This is a genomic window from Citrobacter sp. Cpo147 (genome assembly GCF_030332405.1).
Taxonomy (GTDB): Bacteria; Pseudomonadota; Gammaproteobacteria; order Enterobacterales; family Enterobacteriaceae; genus Citrobacter; species Citrobacter portucalensis.
The window spans coordinates 1-21,750 of record NZ_JAOWHX010000041.1 but is presented as its reverse complement, the minus strand read 5'-3'; the positions used below and the strand labels follow the sequence as shown (position 1 = coordinate 21,750).

20 protein-coding genes and 1 rRNA gene are annotated in these 21,750 nt (G+C 53.1%); 13 read left to right on the top strand and 8 right to left on the bottom strand.

The window, feature by feature from the left end; genetic code table 11:
• The 8 genes from lpxA to tilS all read left to right on the top strand — a co-directional run bounded on the left by lpxA (position 1) and on the right by tilS (position 11,060).
• Positions 1–789, top strand: coding sequence for an acyl-ACP--UDP-N-acetylglucosamine O-acyltransferase (gene lpxA / locus OGY06_RS20885; protein ID WP_003018525.1), 789 nt, complete (start codon positions 1–3; stop codon positions 787–789).
• Positions 789–1,937 (top strand): lipid-A-disaccharide synthase, encoded by a 1,149-nt coding sequence (lpxB, locus tag OGY06_RS20880; RefSeq protein ID WP_063941139.1) that lies wholly within the window; start codon positions 789–791, stop codon positions 1,935–1,937. The genes lpxA and lpxB overlap by 1 nt, the downstream gene beginning before the upstream one ends.
• The gene (rnhB, locus tag OGY06_RS20875; RefSeq protein WP_286605923.1) at positions 1,934–2,530 is read left to right on the top strand and encodes a ribonuclease HII; all 597 of its coding nucleotides are present in this window, start codon (positions 1,934–1,936) and stop codon (positions 2,528–2,530) included. The genes lpxB and rnhB overlap by 4 nt, the downstream gene beginning before the upstream one ends.
• 24 nt (positions 2,531–2,554) lie before the next feature.
• A complete protein-coding gene (gene dnaE / locus OGY06_RS20870; RefSeq protein ID WP_008786271.1) occupies positions 2,555–6,037 on the top strand; it encodes a DNA polymerase III subunit alpha in 3,483 nt (1,160 codons plus the stop codon).
• Between the two features lie 12 nt (positions 6,038–6,049).
• The gene (accA, locus tag OGY06_RS20865) at positions 6,050–7,009 is read left to right on the top strand and encodes an acetyl-CoA carboxylase carboxyl transferase subunit alpha (protein ID WP_003829164.1); all 960 of its coding nucleotides are present in this window, start codon (positions 6,050–6,052) and stop codon (positions 7,007–7,009) included.
• 99 nt (positions 7,010–7,108) lie between these two features.
• Complete coding sequence (gene ldcC / locus OGY06_RS20860) at positions 7,109–9,247, top strand: lysine decarboxylase LdcC (protein ID WP_286605922.1); 2,139 nt, start codon at positions 7,109–7,111, stop codon at positions 9,245–9,247.
• Positions 9,248–9,313: 66 nt separating this feature from the next.
• Positions 9,314–9,703, top strand: a complete 390-nt coding sequence (locus OGY06_RS20855) for a VOC family protein (RefSeq protein ID WP_008786273.1) — start codon at positions 9,314–9,316, stop codon at positions 9,701–9,703.
• A gap of 61 nt (positions 9,704–9,764) precedes the next feature.
• Positions 9,765–11,060, top strand: coding sequence for a tRNA lysidine(34) synthetase TilS (tilS, locus tag OGY06_RS20850; RefSeq protein ID WP_164563108.1), 1,296 nt, complete (start codon positions 9,765–9,767; stop codon positions 11,058–11,060).
• 42 nt (positions 11,061–11,102) lie between these two features.
• Here the strand turns inward: tilS and rof are convergent, their stop codons facing one another.
• Positions 11,103–11,363, bottom strand: a complete 261-nt coding sequence (gene rof, locus OGY06_RS20845) for a Rho-binding antiterminator (RefSeq protein ID WP_003018503.1) — start codon at positions 11,361–11,363, stop codon at positions 11,103–11,105.
• On the bottom strand, positions 11,350–11,550 hold the full coding sequence (locus OGY06_RS20840; protein ID WP_003018499.1) for a YaeP family protein: 201 nt from the start codon (positions 11,548–11,550) through the stop codon (positions 11,350–11,352). The genes rof and OGY06_RS20840 overlap by 14 nt, the downstream gene beginning before the upstream one ends.
• 188 nt (positions 11,551–11,738) lie before the next feature.
• Between OGY06_RS20840 and OGY06_RS20835 the strand changes: the two genes are divergently transcribed.
• Genes OGY06_RS20835 through nlpE form a run of 3 tightly spaced genes read left to right on the top strand, consistent with a single transcriptional unit; the run spans position 11,739 to position 13,432 of the window.
• Complete coding sequence (locus tag OGY06_RS20835; protein ID WP_003018497.1) at positions 11,739–12,284, top strand: YaeQ family protein; 546 nt, start codon at positions 11,739–11,741, stop codon at positions 12,282–12,284.
• The gene (gene arfB, locus OGY06_RS20830; protein WP_032942412.1) at positions 12,281–12,703 is read left to right on the top strand and encodes an alternative ribosome rescue aminoacyl-tRNA hydrolase ArfB; all 423 of its coding nucleotides are present in this window, start codon (positions 12,281–12,283) and stop codon (positions 12,701–12,703) included. Before OGY06_RS20835 ends, arfB begins: the two co-directional genes overlap by 4 nt.
• Before the next feature lie 30 nt (positions 12,704–12,733).
• Entirely contained in the window at positions 12,734–13,432 is a 699-nt protein-coding gene (gene nlpE, locus OGY06_RS20825; protein ID WP_085951559.1) for an envelope stress response activation lipoprotein NlpE, read from the top strand.
• 44 nt (positions 13,433–13,476) lie between these two features.
• Here the strand turns inward: nlpE and proS are convergent, their stop codons facing one another.
• The 6 genes from proS to metN all read right to left on the bottom strand — a co-directional run bounded on the left by proS (position 13,477) and on the right by metN (position 19,071).
• The gene (proS, locus tag OGY06_RS20820) at positions 13,477–15,195 is read right to left on the bottom strand and encodes a proline--tRNA ligase (protein WP_164563107.1); all 1,719 of its coding nucleotides are present in this window, start codon (positions 15,193–15,195) and stop codon (positions 13,477–13,479) included.
• 113 nt (positions 15,196–15,308) lie between these two features.
• Positions 15,309–16,016: a tRNA (N6-threonylcarbamoyladenosine(37)-N6)-methyltransferase TrmO gene (gene tsaA / locus OGY06_RS20815; RefSeq protein WP_003829147.1), complete on the bottom strand. Its 708-nt coding sequence runs from the start codon at positions 16,014–16,016 to the stop codon at positions 15,309–15,311.
• Positions 16,013–16,417 carry an envelope stress sensor lipoprotein RcsF gene (rcsF, locus tag OGY06_RS20810; RefSeq protein WP_003018477.1) on the bottom strand — a complete coding sequence of 135 codons (405 nt, stop codon included), beginning with the start codon at positions 16,415–16,417 and terminating at the stop codon, positions 16,013–16,015. The genes tsaA and rcsF overlap by 4 nt, the downstream gene beginning before the upstream one ends.
• Positions 16,418–16,533: 116 nt before the next feature.
• Positions 16,534–17,349, bottom strand: coding sequence for a methionine ABC transporter substrate-binding lipoprotein MetQ (metQ, locus tag OGY06_RS20805; RefSeq protein ID WP_003829145.1), 816 nt, complete (start codon positions 17,347–17,349; stop codon positions 16,534–16,536).
• 44 nt (positions 17,350–17,393) lie between these two features.
• On the bottom strand, positions 17,394–18,047 hold the full coding sequence (locus OGY06_RS20800) for a methionine ABC transporter permease MetI (RefSeq protein WP_003018471.1): 654 nt from the start codon (positions 18,045–18,047) through the stop codon (positions 17,394–17,396).
• Positions 18,040–19,071 (bottom strand): methionine ABC transporter ATP-binding protein MetN, encoded by a 1,032-nt coding sequence (metN, locus tag OGY06_RS20795; RefSeq protein WP_003829140.1) that lies wholly within the window; start codon positions 19,069–19,071, stop codon positions 18,040–18,042. Before metN ends, OGY06_RS20800 begins: the two co-directional genes overlap by 8 nt.
• A gap of 189 nt (positions 19,072–19,260) precedes the next feature.
• Here metN and gmhB point away from each other — a divergent pair, with 189 nt between their 5' ends.
• Both gmhB and OGY06_RS20785 read left to right on the top strand, forming a co-directional pair.
• Positions 19,261–19,827, top strand: a complete 567-nt coding sequence (gene gmhB, locus OGY06_RS20790; RefSeq protein WP_003829138.1) for a D-glycero-beta-D-manno-heptose 1,7-bisphosphate 7-phosphatase — start codon at positions 19,261–19,263, stop codon at positions 19,825–19,827.
• A 369-nt stretch (positions 19,828–20,196) separates the two neighbouring features.
• Positions 20,197–21,738 (top strand): 16S ribosomal RNA (locus OGY06_RS20785).
• Positions 21,739–21,750: the final 12 nt, after the last annotated feature.

Below are 21,750 nucleotides of genomic sequence, written 5' to 3'. Positions count from 1 at the left end.
GTGATTGATAAATCCGCCTTTATTCACCCGACCGCCATTGTAGAAGAGGGCGCCAGCATTGGTGCCAATGCTCACATTGGCCCATTTTGTATTGTTGGACCCCATGTTGAAATTGGTGAGGGTACCGTACTGAAGTCTCACGTTGTCGTGAATGGCCATACAAAAATTGGTCGCGATAACGAGATCTATCAGTTTGCCTCCATCGGTGAAGTTAACCAGGATCTTAAATATGCTGGCGAACCGACCCGTGTGGAAATTGGCGATCGCAACCGCATCCGCGAAAGCGTCACCATTCATCGTGGCACAGTGCAGGGCGGTGGAGTGACGAAGGTGGGCAGCGATAACTTATTGATGATTAATGCACACGTCGCGCATGATTGTACGGTAGGAAACCGCTGTATTCTGGCGAATAACGCCACGCTTGCCGGACATGTTTCGCTTGATGATTTTGTTATCATCGGCGGCATGACCGCGGTGCATCAGTTCTGCATCATCGGTGCTCATGTGATGGTTGGTGGCTGTTCTGGTGTAGCCCAGGACGTGCCTCCGTACGTTATCGCCCAGGGCAACCACGCGACGCCGTTTGGCGTCAATATCGAAGGTCTGAAGCGTCGTGGATTTACCCGCGAAGCGATTACCGCGATTCGTAACGCCTACAAAGCGTTGTACCGTAGCGGTAAAACGCTGGAAGAAGTGAAACCAGAAATCGCGGAACTGGCGAAACAGTACCCCGAAGTTCAGGCTTTCAGCGACTTCTTTGAGCGCTCAACGCGTGGCCTGATTCGTTAATGACTGAACAGCGTCCTTTAACGATTGCCCTCGTCGCCGGAGAAACCTCCGGCGATATTCTTGGTGCAGGGTTAATCCGTGCACTCAAGGCTCGCGTTCCCAATGCGCGCTTTGTTGGCGTGGCGGGGCCGCTGATGCAGGCCGAAGGTTGTGAAGCCTGGTACGAAATGGAAGAGTTGGCGGTCATGGGTATTGTTGAAGTGCTCGGACGCCTGCGCCGTTTACTGCATATTCGTGCCGACCTCACTCGCCGATTCACCGACTTAAAGCCGGATGTTTTCGTCGGCATTGATGCACCTGATTTCAATATTACCCTCGAAGGGAATTTGAAAAGACAGGGCATTAAAACCATTCATTATGTCAGTCCGTCCGTTTGGGCGTGGCGACAGAAACGCGTTTTCAAAATAGGCAGATCCACCAACATGGTGCTGGCCTTTCTGCCTTTCGAAAAGGCGTTTTATGACAAATTTAACGTCCCGTGCCGCTTTATCGGTCATACCATGGCAGATGCCATGCCGTTGGACCCGGATAAAAATGCGGCGCGTGATGTTCTGGGCATTCCTCATGACGCTCACTGCCTGGCGCTACTGCCAGGAAGCCGTGGTGCAGAAGTGGAAATGCTCAGCGCCGATTTTCTGAAAACGGCGCAGCTATTACGCCAGCATTATCCGGATCTCGAAGTGGTGGTGCCGTTGGTGAATGCCAAACGTCGCGAGCAGTTTGAACGCATTAAAGCGGAAGTTGCACCGGAGCTTTCTGTACATCTGCTCAATGGGATGGGACGTGAAGCAATGGTGGCCAGCGATGCCGCACTGCTGGCTTCTGGTACCGCCGCGCTGGAATGTATGCTGGCAAAATGCCCGATGGTGGTTGGCTACCGTATGAAACCCTTCACCTTTTGGCTGGCGAAGCGCCTGGTGAAAACGGATTACGTTTCGCTACCGAACCTGCTGGCGGGAAGAGAACTGGTTAAAGAGCTGTTGCAGGAAGAGTGTGAACCGCAGGCGCTGTCGCAAGCGCTGTTGCCGTTGCTGGCAAATGGTAAAACCAGCCATGCGATGCACGACACATTCCGTGAACTGCACCAGCAGATCCGTTGCAATGCTGATGAGCAGGCGGCGGATGCGGTCCTGGAGTTAGCGCAATGATTGAATTTGTGTATCCGCATACGCATTTAGTGGCGGGTGTGGATGAAGTCGGGCGCGGCCCTTTGGTCGGTGCGGTCGTCACTGCTGCCGTCATTCTGGATCCGGCTCGCCCTATTATCGGTCTTAACGACTCAAAAAAACTGTCAGAAAAACGTCGCCTGGCGCTGTTTGATGAAATTAAAGAAAAAGCGTTAAGCTGGAGCCTTGGTCGGGCGGAACCGCATGAAATCGACGAGCTGAACATTTTGCATGCCACCATGCTGGCCATGCAGCGTGCGGTTGCGGGATTGCATATTGCGCCCGAATACGTGCTGATTGACGGCAATCGTTGCCCGGCATTACCGGTACCGTCGATGGCGGTGGTCAAAGGCGATAGCCGCGTGGCGGAGATTAGCTCCGCATCGATTCTGGCAAAAGTGACCCGTGACGCTGAAATGGCGGCGCTGGATACGGTTTTTCCACAGTATGGTTTTGCACAGCACAAAGGCTATCCAACCGCATTTCATCTGGAAAAATTGGCACTGCATGGTGCGACTGAGCACCATCGCCGCAGCTTTGGCCCCGTCAAACGCGCACTGGGACTCTCGTCCTGATTCTTGTGTCGAAGGAATCTGAAGATGTCTGAACCACGTTTCGTCCACCTACGGGTGCACAGCGACTACTCCATGATCGATGGGCTGGCGAAAACCGGGCCGCTGGTAAAAAAGGCGGCCGCGTTAGGCATGCCTGCGCTGGCGATCACCGATTTTACCAACCTGTGTGGTCTGGTGAAGTTTTACGGAGCGGGTCACGGCGCGGGTATCAAGCCGATAGTTGGCGCAGATTTTCATGTCCGCAGTGAGCTGTTGGGCGATGAACTCACGCAGCTCACCGTGCTGGCCGCAAATAATACCGGCTATCAGAACCTGACGTTGTTGATTTCGAAAGCCTATCAGCGCGGCTATGGCGCAGAAGGACCGGTTATCGACCGGGACTGGTTGGTCGAGCTAAAAGAAGGTTTGATTTTGCTCTCCGGCGGTCGCATGGGCGATGTCGGACGCAGCCTGCTGCGCGGCAATAGCGCACTGGTTGACGAGTGCGTGGCGTTTTACGAAGAACATTTTCCCAATTGCTATTTCCTCGAATTGATTCGCACCGGCAGGCAAGATGAAGAAAATTATCTGCACGCAGCCGTAGCACTGGCCGAAACGCGTGGTCTACCGGTGGTGGCGACTAACGATGTCCGCTTCCTGGAAACCGGAGATTTCGACGCGCATGAAATCCGCGTAGCGATCCACGACGGGTTCACCCTTGATGACCCGAAACGCCCGCGTAACTATTCGCCGCAGCAATACATGCGCAGCGAAGATGAGATGTGCGAGCTGTTCTCCGATATTCCGGAAGCACTGCAAAACACTGTCGAGATAGCCAAACGCTGCAACGTGACGGTGCGTCTGGGCGAATATTTCCTGCCGCAGTTCCCGACCGGCGATATGACCACCGAGGATTTCCTCGTGGCGAAATCACGCGAAGGTTTGGAAGAACGTCTCGAATTTTTGTTCCCTGACCCTGAAGTTCGTGCGCAGAAGCGCCCGCCTTACGATGAACGTCTGGAAGTTGAACTTAAAGTTATCAACCAGATGGGATTCCCTGGCTACTTCCTGATCGTTATGGAATTTATCCAGTGGTCGAAAGATAACGGCGTACCGGTAGGCCCGGGACGTGGTTCCGGCGCTGGCTCACTTGTCGCCTATGCGCTGAAAATTACCGATCTCGATCCGCTGGAATTTGACCTGCTGTTCGAACGTTTCCTTAACCCGGAACGTGTCTCAATGCCCGACTTCGACGTTGACTTCTGTATGGAGAAACGCGACCAGGTTATCGAGCACGTGGCGGAAATGTACGGTCGTGATGCGGTTTCGCAGATTATTACCTTTGGTACGATGGCTGCAAAAGCGGTTATCCGCGACGTGGGCCGCGTGCTGGGGCATCCGTACGGTTTCGTTGACCGTATTTCGAAACTGGTGCCGCCCGACCCGGGCATGACGCTGGCAAAAGCCTTTGAAGCCGAACCGCAACTGCCGGAAATCTATGAGGCAGATGAAGAGGTTAAAGCGCTGATCGATATGGCGCGTAAGCTGGAAGGCGTCACGCGTAACGCCGGTAAGCACGCCGGTGGTGTGGTTATCGCACCGACAAAGATTACTGATTTTGCGCCGCTGTACTGCGATGAGCAGGGGCTGCACCCGGTTACTCAGTTTGATAAGAACGACGTGGAATATGCCGGTCTTGTGAAGTTCGACTTCCTCGGCCTGCGTACGCTCACCATCATCAACTGGGCGCTGGAAATGATCAACGCGCGCCGTGAAAAGAACGGTGAGCCACCGCTGGATATTGCGGCTATCCCGCTGGATGACAAGAAAAGCTTCGATATGCTGCAACGCTCGGAGACCACGGCTGTCTTCCAGCTTGAATCCCGCGGTATGAAAGACCTGATCAAACGTCTGCAGCCTGACTGCTTCGAAGACATGATCGCACTGGTGGCTCTGTTCCGCCCTGGTCCGCTACAGTCGGGGATGGTAGATAACTTTATCGACCGTAAGCATGGTCGCGAAGAGATTTCCTACCCGGACGTACAATGGCAGCATGAGTGTCTGAAACCGGTACTGGAGCCGACCTACGGCATTATCCTGTATCAGGAACAGGTTATGCAGATTGCCCAGGAGTTGTCCGGGTACACCCTTGGCGGCGCGGATATGCTGCGTCGTGCGATGGGTAAGAAAAAGCCGGAAGAGATGGCTAAGCAGCGCGGCACCTTTGAAGAAGGGGCGAAAAAGCGCGGCGTAGACGGCGAACTGGCGATGAAAATCTTTGACCTGGTGGAGAAATTCGCCGGTTACGGATTTAACAAATCGCACTCCGCAGCCTATGCGCTTGTCTCTTACCAGACGCTGTGGCTGAAGGCGCATTATCCTGCTGAGTTTATGGCGGCGGTAATGACCGCCGATATGGATAACACTGAGAAAGTGGTCGGGCTGGTAGATGAATGCTGGCGTATGGGGCTCAAAATCCTGCCGCCGGACATCAACTCCGGGCTTTACCATTTTCACGTGAATGATGATGGCGAGATTGTTTATGGCATCGGCGCGATAAAAGGCGTGGGTGAAGGACCAATTGAAGCTATTATTGAGGCGCGTAACGAAGGCGGTTACTTCCGTGAGCTGTTTGATCTCTGTGCGCGCACGGATATCAAAAAACTTAACCGCCGGGTGCTGGAAAAGTTAATTATGTCCGGGGCGTTTGATCGCCTTGGCCCGCATCGTGCGGCGTTGATGAATTCGCTCAACGATGCGCTAAAAGCCGCCGATCAGCATGCAAAAGCCGAAGCCATCGGTCAGGCCGATATGTTTGGCGTGCTGGCGGAAGAACCGGAGCAAATTGAACAATCCTATGCCAGTTGCCAACCGTGGCCGGAGCAGGTGGTATTAGATGGTGAGCGTGAAACGTTGGGGCTTTACCTGACGGGACACCCCATCAACCAGTATTTAAAAGAAATTGAGCGCTATGTCGGAGGCTACAGGCTGAAAGACATGCATCCGACAGAACGTGGTAAAGTCACCACGGCTGCGGGGCTCGTCATTGCTGCGCGGGTAATGGTCACCAAGCGCGGCAATCGTATCGGCATCTGTACACTGGATGACCGTTCCGGACGTCTGGAAGTTATGTTGTTTACCGATGCTCTGGATAAATACCAGCAATTGCTGGAAAAAGACCGCATACTTATCGTCAGCGGACAGGTCAGCTTTGATGACTTCAGCGGCGGGCTTAAAATGATGGCCCGTGAAGTCATGGATATTGACGAAGCCCGGGAAAAATATGCTCGCGGGCTTGCTATCTCGCTGACGGACAGGCAAATTGATGACCAGCTTTTAAACCGACTCCGTCAGTCTCTGGAACCCCACCGCTCGGGGACAATTCCAGTACATCTCTACTATCAGAGGGCGGATGCACGTGCGCGGTTGCGTTTTGGCGCGACGTGGCGTGTCTCTCCGAGCGATCGTTTGCTAAACGATCTCCGTGGCCTTATTGGTTCGGAGCAGGTGGAACTGGAGTTTGACTAATACAGGAATACTATGAGTCTGAATTTCCTTGATTTTGAACAGCCGATTGCAGAGCTGGAAGCAAAAATCGATTCTTTGACTGCGGTTAGCCGTCAGGATGAGAAACTGGATATTAACATCGATGAAGAAGTGCATCGCCTGCGTGAAAAAAGCGTAGAACTGACGCGTAAAATCTTCGCCGATCTTGGCGCATGGCAGGTAGCCCAACTGGCGCGCCATCCACAGCGTCCGTACACCCTGGATTATGTCCGCCTGGCGTTTGATGAATTTGATGAGCTGGCGGGCGATCGTGCTTATGCGGATGATAAAGCTATTGTCGGCGGTATCGCGCGTCTGGATGGTCGTCCGGTGATGATCATTGGTCATCAGAAAGGCCGTGAGACCAAAGAAAAGATTCGCCGTAATTTCGGCATGCCAGCGCCGGAAGGCTATCGCAAAGCGCTGCGTCTGATGGAAATGGCCGAGCGTTTCAACATGCCGATCATTACCTTCATCGACACCCCAGGGGCTTACCCGGGCGTGGGCGCGGAAGAGCGTGGTCAGTCAGAAGCGATCGCGCGCAACCTGCGTGAAATGTCGCGTCTGAGCGTACCGGTAATCTGTACCGTTATCGGTGAAGGTGGTTCCGGTGGCGCGCTGGCGATCGGTGTAGGCGATAAAGTGAATATGCTGCAATACAGCACCTATTCCGTTATCTCCCCGGAAGGTTGTGCTTCCATTCTGTGGAAAAGCGCCGACAAAGCGCCGCTGGCCGCAGAAGCGATGGGAATTGTTGCCCCGCGTCTGAAAGAGCTTAAGCTTATCGACTCTATCATTCCGGAACCGTTAGGCGGCGCACACCGCAATCCGGAAGTGATGGCTGCGTCCCTGAAAGCGCAGCTGCTGGCCGATCTCGCCGATCTCGACGTGTTAAGCAAAGACGATCTGAAAAACCGTCGTTACCAGCGCCTGATGAGCTACGGTTACGCGTAAACTGCATTAATTCCGAAAAGGGCCGCAACGTTGTGGCCCTTTTTTTTACCTGCGGTTTGACCAGGCTATGATTAACTAAGGTTTTTCCAGGAGGAACGCATGAATATCATTGCCATCATGGGACCGCATGGCGTCTTTTATAAAGATGAGCCCATCAAGGAACTTGAACGTGCGCTGCAACAGCAGGGATTTCAGATTATCTGGCCGCAGAATAGCGTTGACCTGCTGAAGTTTATCGAACACAACCCGCGAATTTGCGGCGTCATTTTTGACTGGGATGAATATAGCCTGGAGCTGTGCAGTGACATCAACCAGCTCAACGAGTATCTCCCGCTCTACGCCTTTATTAATACCCATTCGACGATGGATGTCAGTGCGCACGACCTGCGCATGGCGCTGTGGTTTTTTGAGTATGCGCTGGGTCAGTCTGAAGATATTGCTACCCGCATCCGTCAGTACACCAGCGAATACCTCGATAACATCACGCCTCCGTTCACCAAGGCGCTGTTTACCTATGTGAAGGAAGGAAAGTATACCTTCTGTACGCCCGGGCACATGGCGGGTACGGCGTACCAGAAAAGCCCGGTCGGCTGCCTGTTCTATGATTTCTTTGGCGGAAATACGCTGAAAGCCGACGTGTCCATTTCCGTAACCGAACTGGGTTCATTGCTTGATCATACCGGACCACACCTCGAGGCGGAGGAGTACATCGCTCGCACCTTTGGTGCTGAGCAGAGCTATATGGTGACCAACGGCACCTCGACATCGAACAAGATTGTCGGCATGTATGCTGCGCCTGCAGGCAGTACGTTACTGATTGACCGCAACTGCCATAAGTCGCTGGCGCATTTGCTGATGATGAGCGATGTGGTGCCAATCTGGCTGAAGCCTACGCGTAACGCGTTGGGGATCCTCGGCGGTATACCCCGCCGGGAATTTACCCGCGCAAGTATTGAACGCAAGGTAGAAGAGACGACTCAGGCGCAATGGCCGGTACACGCGGTGATTACTAACTCCACCTATGACGGGCTGCTTTATAACACCAACTGGATCAAGCAAACCCTGGATGTGCCCTCCATCCATTTTGATTCAGCCTGGGTGCCGTATACCCATTTTCATCCGATCTATCAGGGGAAAAGCGGGATGAGCGGCGAACGGGTACCGGGAAAGGTGATTTTTGAAACACAGTCCACCCACAAGATGCTGGCGGCGTTGTCACAGGCTTCGCTGATCCACATTAAGGGTGACTATGATGAAGACACGTTTAACGAAGCCTTTATGATGCATACCTCCACGTCTCCGAGCTATCCGATTGTGGCGTCGATAGAAACGGCGGCGGCAATGCTGCGTGGCAATTCCGGCAAGCGGTTAATCAATCGTTCGGTGGAACGGGCGTTGCATTTCCGTAAAGAAGTGCAGCGTCTGCGCGAAGAGTCGGATGGCTGGTTCTTTGATATCTGGCAGCCGGAAAAGGTCGATGAAGCAGAATGTTGGCCGGTAGCGCCAGGTGAAGACTGGCACGGATTTATTGATGCTGATGCCGACCACATGTTCCTCGACCCGGTGAAGGTCACGATTCTGACGCCGGGAATGGATGAACAGGGAAATATGAGCGAAGAGGGGATCCCCGCGGCGCTGGTGGCGAAATTCCTTGATGAACGCGGCGTCGTCGTCGAAAAAACGGGACCGTATAACCTGTTGTTCCTGTTCAGTATTGGCATTGATAAAACCCGGGCGATGGGGCTGCTACGTGGCCTGACGGAATTTAAGCGCTCGTACGATCTGAATTTACGCGTGAAAAATATGCTGCCGGATCTGTATGCTGAAGATCCCGATTTCTATCGCAATATGCGTATTCAGGATCTGGCGCAGGGGATCCATAAGCTGATCCGCCAGCACGATCTCTCCGGACTGATGCTGCGGGCATTTGATACCTTGCCGGAAATGAAAATGACACCGCACCAGGCCTGGCAGCGGCAGATCAAAGGTGAGGTGGAAACCGTGGCGCTTGATCAACTGGTAGGACGCGTGTCCGCCAATATGATCCTGCCTTATCCTCCCGGCGTGCCGCTCTTGATGCCCGGGGAAATGATCACTGCTAAAAGCCGGGCTGTCCTCGATTTTCTTCTGATGCTGTGTTCAGTGGGGCAGCGCTACCCGGGATTTGAAACCGATATCCATGGCGCTAAACTGGGCGAGGATGGTGTGTATCGCGTGAGAGTCTTAAAAATGGCATAACGACTTGCCTGACCCTAAGACGTACGAGTAACGTGCTGACAGAAAAATGAAAGAGGCGATGACGCTATGCTGGGATTAAAACAGGTTCACCATATTGCCATTATTGCGACGGACTACGCGGCGAGTAAGGCATTTTACTGCGATGTGCTTGGCTTTACACTGATGAGCGAAGCCTATCGGGAAGAGAGAGACTCGTGGAAAGGCGATCTGGCATTGAACGGCCAGTATGTGATTGAGCTTTTTTCTTTCCCGTTTCCACCTTGCCGTCCGAGCCGACCGGAAGCCTGCGGTTTGCGTCATCTGGCGTTCAGTGTGGAGGATGTGGAAAAGTCGATCGCGCATCTGGAAGCACACCACGTGAAGTGTGAATCCATACGTATCGATCCATTTACCGGTAAACGCTTTACGTTTTTCAACGATCCGGACGGATTGCCCCTCGAACTGTACGAGATGTAAGGCTTGTCATTGTGGTGTTAGCCCGGTAACGTGCCGGGCAATGCCATTGTAAGTAACCATCATGACGACACTCACGCTGAACACTTCACTGCTGAATTTTCAATCGATTTTGGTCGCCTTTAGCGGCGGGCTGGACTCAACCGTACTCCTGCATCAGCTGGTGCAGTGGCGAGCGCAGCATCCTGAGGTCGCTTTACGCGCAATCCATATTCATCACGGATTAAGCCCACATGCAGACAGTTGGGTGCAGCACTGTGAGTCAGTATGTATGCAGTGGCAGGTGCCGCTGGTGGTTGAGCGGGTACACCTTGAGGATGATGGTCTGGGCATCGAAGCTCAGGCACGACGCGCGCGCTATCAGGCATTTGCGCAGACCTTACTACCGGGCGAGGTGCTGATGACCGCCCAGCATCTCGATGACCAGTGTGAAACCTTTTTGCTGGCGCTTAAGCGCGGTAGTGGTCCTGCCGGACTTTCCGCCATGGGCGAAAACTCACCGTTCGCCGGAACCCAGCTGATTCGACCGCTGCTGGCGCAAACGCGAGAGGCGCTAGAAGCATGGGCGCGGCAGCATGAATTATGCTGGATTGAAGATGAAAGCAATCAGGATGATACCTACGATCGCAATTTCCTCAGATTGCGCGTTACCCCATTGCTGCAACAGCGCTGGCCGCACTTCGCGCAAGCCGTAGCCCGCAGCGCCGCGCTGTGTGCTGAGCAGGAGAGTTTACTGGATGAACTGCTGGCCAGCGATTTAGCCGATTGCATCACAGCCCACGGCACATTGTTACTGGTACCGTTAATGATGGTGAGCGACGTGCGTCGTGCCGCGCTGCTTCGTCGCTGGCTGGCGGGGTTAAATGCGCCGATGCCTTCTCGTGATGGACTGGAACGTATCTGGCAGGAAGTGGCGCTGGCGCGGGAAGATGCCTCACCCTGTTTTCGCCTTGGGGAGTACGAGGTCCGTCGTTATCAGTCACAGCTGTGGTGGGTGAAGTCAGTCGATGGGCAAAGCGAAACCGTTATCCCATGGTTAGAGTGGAAAACACCGTTGGCGCTGCCTGCCGGATTGGGTTCGGTTCAGTTAATCTCTGCGGGTGAATTGCGCATGCCGCAAGAGGATGAAGCCGTCAGCATTCGTTTCAAAGCACCAGGCTTATTGCATATTGTCGGGCGTAACGGTGGACGGAAATTAAAGAAAATCTGGCAGGAGCAGGGGATCCCGCCCTGGCGACGAGATACCACACCGCTGCTGTTTTACGGCGAAACGTTGATTGCGGCTGCGGGTATTTTCGTGACGCGTGAGGGAGCGGCGGAAGATGAAGAAGGCGTGAGTCTGGTTTGGCGTGGAAAGTAGGCCGGATAAGATGCTTTGCACCGTCATCCGGCACCAAAATAATCAGGATTCGCTGACCACCACAGTACCGATCTGCGGGTGGCTGAAGCTGGCAATTTTGTCGAGGCGAAGCTCCCGGGTTTCACCTGCGACATCTGCGACCAGATACTCCACGTTTTTGCGTGAAACCAGGTCGTTCGCTTTCGCCTGCAAAACTTCGCCATCTTTTAACGCCAGCGTCAGTAACAAATGGTGCTGGCAGGCGAGTTCAAGATTGTCGTAATCATCGCAGTTGATGGGTTGATACGTTTCATTCATTGACATAATCGCTCACCAGTAAGTTCGCGGCAGCATAGGCCGCTTTTTCCCTGACCGACTCTGGAAGGGCGCTGTCTGCCGCCACTTCATTAAGCACTTTCAATACGCAACCCAGCGCATCCGGGATATACCCTAAGTCTCCGCTGGCGATTTCCGCGTACCGCTTGCGTATTAACTCACAATATTTTTCCACATGCCCTCCTGTCAGCACTCTGACTTAACCGTGGATGCAAGTCTAAGCCTACGAAGATAAACTCTGTTTAGCAAGGTGACTATACCATACTCATTCAAGCAATATCAGCGTCTTGATAGATGAGCAGTTAGCAGCCTTTTGCCGCAGTTTTCGCTACAATGTGCGCCTGATTCGAAAGGAGTTCTCCCATGGCGCTTAAAGCGACAATTTATAAAGCCGTCGTCAACGTAGCGGATCTTGACCGCAACCAGTTTCTTGACGCGGCCTTGACGCTGGCGCGTCACCCCTCTGAAACCCAGGAGCGTATGATGCTGCGCCTGCTTGCCTGGATTAAATATGCCGATGAGCGGCTGCAGTTCACGCGTGGCCTGAGCGCGGAAGACGAGCCTGAAGCATGGCTGCGTAACGACCATCTGGGCATCGATCTTTGGATTGAGTTGGGTCTGCCGGATGAGCGCCGTATCAAGAAAGCCTGTACCCAGTCTGGTGAGGTTGCTCTGTTTGCCTACAACAGCCGTGCGGCTCAGATCTGGTGGCAGCAAAACCAGAACAAATGTGCGCAGTTTAAAAATCTCACCGTGTGGTATCTGGATGATGAACAGCTGGCGCAACTGAGTGATTTTGCTGGTCGTACAATGGCGCTGCAGGCGACTATTCAGGACGGCGCTATTTGGCTGTCCGACTCTCAGAACAATCTGGAAATTCATCTGACCGCGTGGCAGCCGCGTTCATGATTGTTCTCTCCCGAAACGTCTCTATCCCTGATAATGAGCTGGAAATCACGGCGATTCGGGCACAAGGCGCGGGTGGTCAGCACGTTAACAAGACCTCGACGGCTATCCATTTGCGCTTTGACATTCGGGCCTCGAGCCTGCCAGAGTATTACAAGGAACGCCTGCTGGCTGCCAGCCATCATCTGATTAGCGGCGATGGCATTATTATCATTAAGGCGCAGGAATACCGTAGCCAGGAGCTCAATCGGGAAGCGGCAATCTCCCGACTGGTGGCGGTGATAAAAGAATTAACCGCGGTGCAAAAAAGCCGACAGGCAACTCGCCCTACGCGCGCCTCGAAAGAGCGCAGGTTGTCATCGAAGGCGCAAAAATCCACAGTGAAAGCACTGCGCGGGAGAGTTCGTCGAACGCAAGACTGACGAGCGGGAATAAAAATAAATAAGGAATTGATAGTGAAAACAGCAATATTGTCCGTGGTCGCTGCATGCACGCTTTTTTCCTTGATTGGCTGTAATAACCGTACTGAAGTTGAAGTACTACAGCCGACGCGGGCGGCAGAATTAAAACCGATGCAGCAAAGCTGGCGTGGCATCTTACCTTGTGCGGACTGCGAAGGGATTGAAACCTCTCTGTTTCTGGAAAAAGACGGCACATGGGTGATGAACGAACGCTATCAGGGCGTGCGGGATGAACCGTCTTCATTTGCCTCTTATGGCACATGGGCGCGTACAGCCGACAAACTGGTGCTGACCGACAGCAAAGGTGAGAAGTCGTACTACCGGGCTAAAGGCGAGGCGCTGGAAATGCTCGATCGTGAAGGTAACCCGATTGAGTCACAGTTTAATTACACGCTCCAGCCGGTTTCCGCCAGCTTACCGGTGACGCCAATGCCGATGCGAGGCATGTATTTCTATATGGCTGACGCGGCAATCTTTACCGACTGCGCAACGGGTAAACGGATGCCGGTGGCGAATAACGCTCAGCTTGAACGCGACTATTTAGCCGCTCGTGCGGAAAACGGACAGTCCGTACTGCTGACGCTTGAGGCGCATTTCACGTTGGAGTCAAACCCGGATACGGGTGAGAAAGTGAAAACGTTGATGGCGGATAAAGACGCGAAATTTATCCCTGGTAAAGCGTGTAATTAATCGATAGAAAAAAGGCCCTGATAATCAGGGCCTTTTTGTTGGTATTAGCCTTTAATGGCTTTGACCAGGAAGTCGACGATGTCGCCGGTTTTAATCAGCTCTTTCTCGCCGTTACGACGGTATTTGTATTCGATATCGTCGTTATCGAGGTTACGGTCGCCCAGCACGATGGTGTGTGGGATACCGATCAGTTCCATATCGGCAAACATCACGCCCGGACGCTCTTTACGATCGTCCATCAGCACTTCGATACCCTGCGCGCGCAGCTCAGTGTACAGCTTTTCAGCCAGCTCCTGCACACGGTAGGATTTGTGCATGTTCATCGGCAGAATAGCGACCTGGAACGGGGCAATGGCATCTGGCCATACGATGCCACGATCGTCAAAGTTCTGTTCAATAGCCGCGGCAACCACGCGAGTGACCCCGATACCGTAACAGCCCATAGTCAGCGTCTGGTTACGGCCATCTTCGCCCTGAACAGCGGCTTTCATCGCTTCAGAGTACTTGGTACCCAACTGGAAGATGTGGCCGACTTCGATACCGCGTTTGATCATCAGCGTACCTTTGCCGTCCGGGCTAGGGTCGCCGGCGACCACGTTACGGATGTCAGCAACTTCCGGGGTGGCCACATCGCGATCCCAGTTGATACCGAAATAGTGTTTACCGTCGATGTTGGCACCGGCAGCGAAATCGCTCATTACTGCAACGGTACGGTCGATAACCACCGGAATTGGCATATTCACCGGACCGAGCGAGCCAGGACCTGCTTTTACCAGCGCACGAATTTCTTCTTCGGTGGCAAAGGTCAGTGGGCTGGCAACCTGCGGCAGTTTTTCTGCTTTGACTTCGTTCAGCTCGTGATCGCCACGAACCAGCAGGGCGACCAGCGGGTAGCTGCTGCCTTCAACCGCTTTCACCAGCAGGGTTTTCACGGTTTTTTCGATAGGCAGGTTGAACTGCTCAACCAGTTCGGCGATGGTTTTAGCGTTCGGCGTATCTACCAGCGTCATTTCCTGGGTTGCTGCCGCGCGCGGCTCTTTCGGCGCAACGGCTTCGGCAAATTCGATGTTCGCCGCATAGTCAGAGGAATCGGAGAAGATCACATCGTCTTCGCCGCTCTGCGCCAGCACCTGGAATTCGTGAGAGGCGCTGCCGCCAATAGAACCTGTATCCGCTTGTACTGCACGGAAATCCAGCCCCATACGGCTGAAGATTTTGCTATACGCAGCGTACATCGCGTCGTAGGTTTCCTGCAGGGATTCCTGAGAGGTGTGGAAAGAGTATGCATCTTTCATCAGGAATTCGCGGGAGCGCATCACGCCGAAGCGCGGACGGACTTCGTCACGGAATTTGGTCTGGATCTGATAGAAGTTCAGCGGCAGCTGTTTGTAAGAGCTCAGCTCGTTACGGATCAGGTCGGTGATCACTTCTTCATGCGTTGGGCCGAGGACGAACGAACGATCGCCACGGTCAGCAATACGCAGCAGTTCCGGGCCGTATTGTTCCCAACGGCCGCTCTCTTCCCACAGTTCAGAAGGCTGAACGACCGGCATCAACACCTCGATCGCACCGGCGTTGTTCATCTCTTCACGCACGATGTTTTCGACTTTTTTCAGGACGCGCACGCCGGTCGGCAGCCAGGTATATAACCCGGAGGCCAGCTTGCGGATCATCCCGGCGCGCAGCATCAGCTGGTGGCTGATGACTTCGGCGTCGGCAGGTGTCTCCTTCAGAGTGGAGAGCAGATATTGGCTAGTACGCATGTTGTTACGGTTCCAGTTGAACGATCGAACAGGCTCAAAACGAGCCTGGCACAAAACAAAAGTGGTTTAGTTTACCAGCGAGAAAGGGATGTCAAAAGAGTACGCGACGCAAATTAGCGGGCTTCCAGAGCAAAGACCTCAAATCCTGACGGCGTGACGCGCCAGCGGACGTTAAAGTCCAGCAGCCAGACGGCGTAGGTTTTGCCTTCTTCCTCGTTTTTACGGTAGGCAGGACGCGGATCCTGCGCCAGCACTTCGGCAATAAACTGACGAAGATGCGGGTAACGTTGTTCGAGCTTCGGTAGCTGCTCCGCGAGATCTTCACTGAACGTCACGTCTACGCTGGCCTGGGGGGCATCCTGAGCATAGCTGGCACGAGCATCGGGTAACGATTCGGCAAACGGCAGATACGGTTTTATATCTACGACTGGCGTGCCATCAACGAGATCCAGCCCACCGAGTTCGAGGATCACGTGCTCTTTATGGCAGCGGATGCCCCGTAGCTCAACCAACGACATGCCAACAGGGTTAGGACGAAACGTTGAACGCGTGGCAAAGACACCCATTCTGGCGTTGCCGCCAAGGCGGGGAGGGCGCACGGTCGGACGCCATCCACCTTCCATTGTCTGGTGAAAAACAAAAATCACCCACAAATGACTGAAGGCTTCCAGGCCGCGAACGGCATCGGCCTGGTTATAAGGTGCGAGCAAATGCAGTTCACCGCTGGCGCTTTTCACCAGACCGGGCTGGCGTGGAACTGCGAACTTTTCTTTATAAGGTGAGCGGATAACGCCTATTTGCTCGAACTGAAAATGGCTCATTTCGCCGAAATGTTCAGTGCAGAACCGATGCAAACCGCCTGACGATAGCAACCCGGCGTTCCGCTGGTCACTTCGCAACTGTGCAGCAATACCGCATTAGCTTTCATTTTTGATGCGTTAATCTGCATGCGTTTGCGTGCGGTTGGAATGCTCGGAGGGGAATCCTGGTTTGAAGCCTGGCAGGATTCACCGCTAACTTCGCCAAGATCGCGGAACGGTTTGCCTACTAAATCTTCAGCGTTAGTAATGATTCTTACCGGCGTAGCGCGCGGTGCTTTCGGTTTTTCCGGCTCCGCTTTCGGCGGGGTTGCGGTGCTTTGAACGGGTTCAACAGGGGATCTGCTTAACATAGAACAGCCGCTCAGCAAGAGTGCTACTAAACAGATCGGTAAAGCACGCATAATATTTCCTCAATGAATGATCTAAACGTCAGATATTGAATCAGGTGCTTGCAGAAATGACAAGACGGGCAAGCGCCCGTCCTGATGATATTACAGATTCTGTAAACAGCCTAAAATTACCAGCCCTTAACAGCACCGCCGTTGAAGACTTTGTTTGCTGCTTCGTACACTTCGTCAGACTGGTATGCTTCAACGAATTTCTTCACGTTCTCAGCATCTTTATTGTCTTCACGAGTCACAATCAGGTTTACGTACGGGGAATCTTTATCTTCAACAAAGATACCGTCTTTTGCCGGAGTCAGGCCGATCTGGCTGGCGTAGGTGGTGTTGATGACCGCCAGTGCGATTTGTGCATCGTCCAGGGAACGTGGCAGTTGCGGTGCTTCAAGTTCAACCAGCTTCAGGTTTTTCGGGTTTTCAATCACGTCCAGCGCGGTCGGCAGCAGGCCAACACCGTCTTTCAGTTTGATTAAGCCCACTTTTTGCAGCAGCAGCAAGGAACGACCAAGGTTAGTCGGGTCGTTTGGAATCGCGACCTGGGAACCGTCCTGCAGCTCATCCAGTGATTTGATTTTTTTGGAGTAGCCCGCAATCGGGTAAACAAAAGTATTGCCTACAGCAACCAGCTTGTAACCGCGATCTTTGATCTGCTGGTCCAGGTATGGTTTGTGCTGGAAGGCGTTAGCATCGATATCGCCTTTGCTCAGCGCTTCGTTAGGCAGAACGTAATCGTTAAACGTGACCAGCTCAACGTCCAGACCGTATTTTTCTTTTGCTACTTTCTGCGCGACTTCTGCAACCTGCTGCTCTGCGCCAACAATAACGCCCACTTTGATGTGATTAGGATCTTTTTCATCCTGACCACAACCCACAAGTGCCAGAGAACCGATCAGGGCTCCAACTGCCGCAAAGGTTTTGAATTTGAACGCCATGCTTATTTCCTTTTCTTAATGAGTTTTTAGTGTTGTGTGCAACGTTATTTGTGCGTGACAGCCCGGACGATGCGATCGCCGGATAACTGAATTAAATAAACCAGAACGACGAGCAATACCAGTACTGTATTCATTACGGTAGCGTTGTAACCAATATAGCCGTACTGATAGCCAATCTGTCCAAGACCACCGGCACCGACGGCACCGCCCATCGCGGAGTAACCAACCAGCGTGATAAGGGTGATGGTGGCCGCATTGACCAGTCCTGGCAGCGCTTCTGGCAGTAATACCTTACGTACAATTTGCAGCGGCGTGGCGCCCATCGCACGAGAGGCTTCTATCAGCCCGGTCGGGATTTCGAGCAGCGCGTTTTCCACCATACGGGCGATAAACGGCGCGGCACCGACGGTCAGCGGAACGATAGCGGCCTGCAGTCCGATAGAGGTGCCTACGATCATGCGGGTGAACGGAATCATCCACACCAGTAAGATGATGAACGGGATGGAACGGAAAATGTTCACCAGCGCAGAGAGCGTACGGTAGAGCTTCGCGTTCTCAATAATTTGCCCCGGACGCGTTACGTACAGCAACACGCCGACCGGCAGACCAATCACAAAGCCAAAAAAACCGGACACAAAGGTCATTGCCAGCGTTTCCCATACGCCGCGAACCAGCAGCCACATCATCGGCTCAGACATAACCCAGTACCTCTACTTTTACATGGTGTTCCTGCAACCAACTGATGGCTGCTTGTGTATCTTCCTGTGTGCCGTGCATTTCAGTCAGCATGATGCCGAACTTCACGCCGCCGGCGTAATCCATCTGCGCGCTAATAATATTGTTATTCACATTAAAGCGACGGGCCGTCTCAGAAAGTAGCGGTGCATCGACCGAATGGCCGGTGAATTCCATACGCAGCATCGGCACGCTGTCGGCTTCCGGCTCCGCTTTTAAACGTTCCAGATAATCTTCCGGAATATCCAGGTGCAGCGTGGACTGGATAAATTTCTGTGCCAGCGGCGTTTTCGGATGAGAGAAAACTTCGCTGACGGTGTCCTGCTCAATCAGTTCACCATTACTGATGACCGCCACGCAGTCACAAATACGTTTTACAACGTCCATTTCGTGGGTAATCAGCAGAATGGTGAGTCCCAGACGACGGTTAATATCTTTCAATAATTCCAGAATTGAGCGGGTCGTTGCCGGATCGAGTGCGCTGGTAGCTTCATCGCACAGCAACACTTTGGGATTACTTGCCAGCGCACGGGCGATCGCCACACGCTGTTTTTGTCCACCGGAAAGGTTGGCCGGGTAGCTATCGTGCTTGTCTCCAAGACCAACCAAATCCAACAGTTCTGTTACGCGGCGTTTGATCTCTTCTTTTGGCGTGTTATCCAGTTCCAGCGGTAGTGCGACGTTACCGAACACCGTACGGGAAGAGAGCAGGTTAAAGTGCTGAAAAATCATGCCGATTTGGCGGCGAGCTTTAGTCAACTCCGACTCAGAAAGCGTGGTCAGCTCCTGACCGCCAACCTGAACGCTGCCTTCAGTAGGGCGTTCGAGTAGGTTAACGCAGCGGATGAGCGTACTTTTACCAGCACCGGAGGCGCCAATAACGCCATAAATCTGCCCGGCAGGAACATGCAGGCTGACATTATTTAGCGCCTGAATGGTGCGAGTCCCCTGCTGGAACACTTTGGTGATATTCGAAAGTTTAATCATTGGTTATTTATTATCGTAATTAAGTTAGCCGTGGCATTTTCGTCTGTCAGGTACGGTCGAAGCCGTCAACAAGATGGATGTTAAGGCATCCAGACGTCTAAATCAATCGGGCTTTGCACGATGAGCACTTTCTTGCCCGCTGAAACATGCGATACTAGAGTCACATGCCTTATTCAGGAGCTATAAAAGGTGGCAAAGTCTGTACCCGCAATTTTTCTCGACCGTGACGGTACCATTAATGTGGACCACGGTTATGTACATGAGATCGACGAGTTTGAGTTTATCGACGGCGTTATTGATGCCATGCGTGAACTTAAAAAGATGGGTTACGCGCTTATTATCGTGACGAACCAGTCTGGTATCGCGCGTGGTAAATTTACTGAGGCGCAGTTTGAAACGTTGACCGAATGGATGGACTGGTCGCTGGCCGATCGCGACGTTGAGCTGGATGGCATCTACTACTGCCCGCATCACCCGCAGGGTACTGTAGAAGAGTATCGTCAGGTCTGCGACTGTCGTAAACCACATCCTGGCATGTTTATCTCCGCCCGAGACTTCTTGCACATCGATATGGCCGCTTCTTATATGGTAGGCGACAAAATTGAAGATATGCAGGCGGCGGCAGCTGCGAATGTTGGCACGAAGGTATTGGTGCGCACAGGAAAACCCGTCACGCCGGAAGCAGAAAATGCGGCAGATTTGGTCATAAATAGTCTGGCAGACCTGCCAATGGCGATAAAAAAGCAGCAAAAGTAAGCGTTGTGGATAAAAGGTGAGCGGTTGAAACAAAAATGCATTTTTCCGCTTGTCTTCCTGAGTCGACTCCCTATAATGCGCCTCCATCGACACGGCGGATGTGAATCACTTCACACAAACAGCCGGTTCGGTTGAAGAGAAAAACCTGAAAGTGAGGGTTGACTCTGAAAGAGGAAAGCGTAATATACGCCACCTCGCGACAGAGCGCTAAAGCGCGTCGCAACTGCTCTTTAACAATTTATCAGACAATCTGTGTGGGCACTCGAAGATACGGATTCTTAACGTCGCAAGACGAAAAATGAATACCAAGTCTCAACGAGTGAACACGTAATTCATTACGAAGTTTAATTCATTGAGCATCAAACTTTTAAATTGAAGAGTTTGATCATGGCTCAGATTGAACGCTGGCGGCAGGCCTAACACATGCAAGTCGAACGGTAGCACAGAGGAGCTTGCTCCTTGGGTGACGAGTGGCGGACGGGTGAGTAATGTCTGGGAAACTGCCCGATGGAGGGGGATAACTACTGGAAACGGTAGCTAATACCGCATAACGTCGCAAGACCAAAGAGGGGGACCTTCGGGCCTCTTGCCATCGGATGTGCCCAGATGGGATTAGCTAGTAGGTGGGGTAACGGCTCACCTAGGCGACGATCCCTAGCTGGTCTGAGAGGATGACCAGCCACACTGGAACTGAGACACGGTCCAGACTCCTACGGGAGGCAGCAGTGGGGAATATTGCACAATGGGCGCAAGCCTGATGCAGCCATGCCGCGTGTATGAAGAAGGCCTTCGGGTTGTAAAGTACTTTCAGCGAGGAGGAAGGTGTTGTGGTTAATAACCGCAGCAATTGACGTTACTCGCAGAAGAAGCACCGGCTAACTCCGTGCCAGCAGCCGCGGTAATACGGAGGGTGCAAGCGTTAATCGGAATTACTGGGCGTAAAGCGCACGCAGGCGGTCTGTCAAGTCGGATGTGAAATCCCCGGGCTCAACCTGGGAACTGCATCCGAAACTGGCAGGCTAGAGTCTTGTAGAGGGGGGTAGAATTCCAGGTGTAGCGGTGAAATGCGTAGAGATCTGGAGGAATACCGGTGGCGAAGGCGGCCCCCTGGACAAAGACTGACGCTCAGGTGCGAAAGCGTGGGGAGCAAACAGGATTAGATACCCTGGTAGTCCACGCCGTAAACGATGTCGACTTGGAGGTTGTGCCCTTGAGGCGTGGCTTCCGGAGCTAACGCGTTAAGTCGACCGCCTGGGGAGTACGGCCGCAAGGTTAAAACTCAAATGAATTGACGGGGGCCCGCACAAGCGGTGGAGCATGTGGTTTAATTCGATGCAACGCGAAGAACCTTACCTACTCTTGACATCCAGAGAACTTAGCAGAGATGCTTTGGTGCCTTCGGGAACTCTGAGACAGGTGCTGCATGGCTGTCGTCAGCTCGTGTTGTGAAATGTTGGGTTAAGTCCCGCAACGAGCGCAACCCTTATCCTTTGTTGCCAGCGGTTAGGCCGGGAACTCAAAGGAGACTGCCAGTGATAAACTGGAGGAAGGTGGGGATGACGTCAAGTCATCATGGCCCTTACGAGTAGGGCTACACACGTGCTACAATGGCATATACAAAGAGAAGCGACCTCGCGAGAGCAAGCGGACCTCATAAAGTATGTCGTAGTCCGGATTGGAGTCTGCAACTCGACTCCATGAAGTCGGAATCGCTAGTAATCGTGGATCAGAATGCCACGGTGAATACGTTCCCGGGCCTTGTACACACCGCCCGTCACACCATGGGAGTGGGTTGCAAAAGAAGTAGGTAGCTTAACCTTCGGGAGGGCGCTTACCACTTTGTGATTCATGACTGGGGTGAAGTCGTAACAAGGTAACCGTAGGGGAACCTGCGGTTGGATCACCTCCTTACCTTAAAGAACC

Coding starts and splice junctions, on each gene's coding strand:
- lpxB (WP_063941139.1), top strand. CDS start 789: ATGACTGAACAGCGTCCTTTAACGATTGCCCTCGTCGCCGGAGAAACC.
- rnhB (WP_286605923.1), top strand. CDS start 1,934: ATGATTGAATTTGTGTATCCGCATACGCATTTAGTGGCGGGTGTGGAT.
- dnaE (WP_008786271.1), top strand. CDS start 2,555: ATGTCTGAACCACGTTTCGTCCACCTACGGGTGCACAGCGACTACTCC.
- accA (WP_003829164.1), top strand. CDS start 6,050: ATGAGTCTGAATTTCCTTGATTTTGAACAGCCGATTGCAGAGCTGGAA.
- ldcC (WP_286605922.1), top strand. CDS start 7,109: ATGAATATCATTGCCATCATGGGACCGCATGGCGTCTTTTATAAAGAT.
- OGY06_RS20855 (WP_008786273.1), top strand. CDS start 9,314: ATGCTGGGATTAAAACAGGTTCACCATATTGCCATTATTGCGACGGAC.
- tilS (WP_164563108.1), top strand. CDS start 9,765: ATGACGACACTCACGCTGAACACTTCACTGCTGAATTTTCAATCGATT.
- rof (WP_003018503.1), bottom strand. CDS start 11,363: ATGTCAATGAATGAAACGTATCAACCCATCAACTGCGATGATTACGAC.
- OGY06_RS20835 (WP_003018497.1), top strand. CDS start 11,739: ATGGCGCTTAAAGCGACAATTTATAAAGCCGTCGTCAACGTAGCGGAT.
- arfB (WP_032942412.1), top strand. CDS start 12,281: ATGATTGTTCTCTCCCGAAACGTCTCTATCCCTGATAATGAGCTGGAA.
- proS (WP_164563107.1), bottom strand. CDS start 15,195: ATGCGTACTAGCCAATATCTGCTCTCCACTCTGAAGGAGACACCTGCC.
- tsaA (WP_003829147.1), bottom strand. CDS start 16,016: ATGAGCCATTTTCAGTTCGAGCAAATAGGCGTTATCCGCTCACCTTAT.
- rcsF (WP_003018477.1), bottom strand. CDS start 16,417: ATGCGTGCTTTACCGATCTGTTTAGTAGCACTCTTGCTGAGCGGCTGT.
- metQ (WP_003829145.1), bottom strand. CDS start 17,349: ATGGCGTTCAAATTCAAAACCTTTGCGGCAGTTGGAGCCCTGATCGGT.
- OGY06_RS20800 (WP_003018471.1), bottom strand. CDS start 18,047: ATGTCTGAGCCGATGATGTGGCTGCTGGTTCGCGGCGTATGGGAAACG.
- metN (WP_003829140.1), bottom strand. CDS start 19,071: ATGATTAAACTTTCGAATATCACCAAAGTGTTCCAGCAGGGGACTCGC.